The organism is Pseudomonas sp. CM27, from assembly GCF_013179515.1.
Lineage (GTDB): Bacteria > Pseudomonadota > Gammaproteobacteria > Pseudomonadales > Pseudomonadaceae > Aquipseudomonas.
The window spans coordinates 1-2,593 of sequence record NZ_JABMCN010000397.1 but is presented as its reverse complement, the minus strand read 5'-3'; the positions used below and the strand labels follow the sequence as shown (position 1 = coordinate 2,593).

Below are 2,593 nucleotides of genomic sequence, written 5' to 3'. Positions count from 1 at the left end.
CAACGCAATCGAGCCCGCTGGAACACCTGATTGCAGGAGAACGCCCATGACGCGTCATTCATTCGTGGTCGTTCTACTGACGGCACTGATCGGACTCTCGGGCTGCACGGCTCTGAGTAAAATCGGCCAAGTGATCAAGGATCCATCGGTGCCCGTCGGGGCGACCAGAGAGCATCCCACCCAAGTCGCGTTCAGCATCAATGCCAGCCCGACGCTCAACGGTAACGCGCACAGCGTCGATGTGTCAGTTGAACAGCCTGGCGTTCTGGAACCCAGTCCCTATGCCGTCAGCTTAAGCGCTGGCGACCCTTACGCCTTGACCGAAAAAGTCGGGACGCTGCTCGAATACCTCCAGGAACAGTTCCCGGGAATGTCACCCGTCGCGGTGTCAGTGGACGAGGACAATGAGCCACATCGCTCCCCCTTTGAGGAAAGCACGCCCGGCCGCTACGAAGACCCGACCGTGGTGCTGACCTTACCCCACACCGCCACCCTGGCTGGCGAGTCAATCGCCACGCCCATGGCCATCAAGATCCTTCAGCTGCGCGACGACTCGCTGCTGCGCAACAGCGTCTACGAACTGCTGGACAAGGATCCGGCCAAGGCGCTGCGCAGCACCTACATTCGCGATGACGACTACCTGCTGCGACCTGGCCAGTTCAAGTTCATCCCCTTTGCGCCCATCGAGCCCGAAACCCGTTTCGTCGCAGTTATCGCCGACTACCGCAACCAGGAGAACGCCACATGGAGCCAGGTGCTGCGTATTCCGCCGCGCGGCCACCAGATCATCCTGTCTGTATTGCTCAACGACTCGCAGGTCCTGCTCAAGGAAGAAGACTGATGGCAGCCCAGTCCTTCTCATTTACTCACGCTGACACGGAGCGCTCATGAGTACACGAAACCCCGTCCTGTGGCCTGAAGGCCTGTTCGTCAAACCGCAGCATTTCCAACAGGCGGCCCGGGCCGCCGAAGCGGCCCTGCATCAGCGCCTTGGCAGCCTGAACGCAGCCTTCTATGGCTTCAGCGAACTGCAGGTGAATGATGAGTATCTGAGCCTTGGCAAGATCGCCATCACCCGCGCGCGGGGCATCATGCCGGACGGCACGGTGTTCGATATCCCTGCTGACCTGCCGCCACCCCCACCGCTGGAAATCGAGGACGACGGCGCCAAAGACAGCGAGATTTTCCTGTGCCTGCCGCTGCGTACCGAAGGTGGCCGCGAGGTGAGCTGGCCTGACAATACCGCCAACTTCCGTTACAGCGCGCAGGCAGTGGAAATTAAGGACACGCACAGCGTCGACGGCGACCTGGTGCAGGTTGACCTGGCAGTGCCAAACCTGCAACTCAAACGCAAAGCTGACGATAGCAGCGCTTACACACGGCTGGCCCTGGCACGCATATTGGAACGCCGCCCCGATGGCAGCCTGCAACTGGACGAAGGGTTCTATCCCACCAGTGTCTCGGTACGCGCCATACCGGCACTGCAACGCTTTCTGGAGGAGATCACAAACACTCTGCGCGAACGTGCGCGCAACCTTGCCGCCCGCATCGGTGCCTCAGGTCAGTCGGGTATCGCCGACATCCGCGACTTCAACTTGCTCCAGGCCATGAACCGCTGGTGGCCGTGCTTCCAGCATCTGGCCAGGCAAGGCCAGACGCACCCCGAGCAGCTTTATCTGTACATGAGTCAAGCCTGTGGTGAGTTCGTCACCTTCACCGACGAGGCCCGTCTGCCGCAGGAATACCCTGTCTATCGCCACACAGCGTTGCGCACTTCGTTCAAACCTTTGGAAGACACGCTGCGCCGCGCGCTGAGCACGGTACTTCAGCCGCGCGCCGTGTCGCTGCCATTGGAAACTTTGAAGTACGGATTGATGCAGACCACGCTGGACGACCGTCGCCTGATCGATCAAGCCGACTTCATCCTGGCAGTGCGCGCCAATCTGCCACCGCAAACGCTGCGCCAGATGTTTGTGCAGAAGGCCAAAGTCGTTTCGCTGGAAGCGTTGAACGAGGTCGTGCCGCTGCAACTGCCGGGTATTCCACTGGTGCCGCTACCCGTGGCGCCACGGGACCTGCCTTTCCATGCAGGCTTCGCCTACTTCGAACTGGACCGCCGCGACCCGAGCTGGGCGGGCATGAAAGGCTCAAATGGCTTCGGTATTCATGTCGCGGGCGAGTTCCCGGGGCTTGAGCTGCAGTTCTGGGCAGTCAGGAGTGAATGACATGACGAACGATCACCGCAATGACGAAGATATCGCTGAGACGATCGTGGCTTCGATGCGACGCGTGAAGAAAGAGGCTGAGGAAGCCAAATCACAGGCAAGTGACGCCCTTCCTGACCTAGATGTTGAAGAAAAACACGCTGAACACCAAGGCTACCCAGCCGACCCAGACTTCCAGCTACGAGGCGGCTTCGCAAACCTGATGCTGGATGCCGCCGCACCCTTGTTCGGCTTGGTCATACGCCTGCGCACCCTGGATGAATTACCCAACATCAAGGACGTGCACCGGCAGGTACGCAACCAGATCGACAACATCAGGGAAGAAATGCGCCAGCACGGCTACGAGCACACTCAGCTGCTGGCCTACT

At 60.2% G+C, this 2,593-nt stretch carries 3 protein-coding genes; all 3 read left to right on the top strand.

Annotated elements, in window-relative coordinates; genetic code table 11:
• Nucleotides 1-46 precede the first annotated feature (46 nt).
• Nucleotides 47-841: a type VI secretion system lipoprotein TssJ gene (gene tssJ, locus HP547_RS28275; RefSeq protein WP_172288781.1), complete on the top strand. Its 795-nt coding sequence runs from the start codon at nucleotides 47-49 to the stop codon at nucleotides 839-841.
• A 46-nt stretch (nucleotides 842-887) separates the two neighbouring features.
• Nucleotides 888-2,225, top strand: a complete 1,338-nt coding sequence (gene tssK, locus HP547_RS28270; RefSeq protein ID WP_172288779.1) for a type VI secretion system baseplate subunit TssK — start codon at nucleotides 888-890, stop codon at nucleotides 2,223-2,225.
• Nucleotide 2,226: 1 nt separating this feature from the next.
• The coding region (locus tag HP547_RS28265) for a DotU family type IV/VI secretion system protein (protein ID WP_172288777.1) at nucleotides 2,227-2,593 on the top strand (367 nt) is incomplete at its 3' end.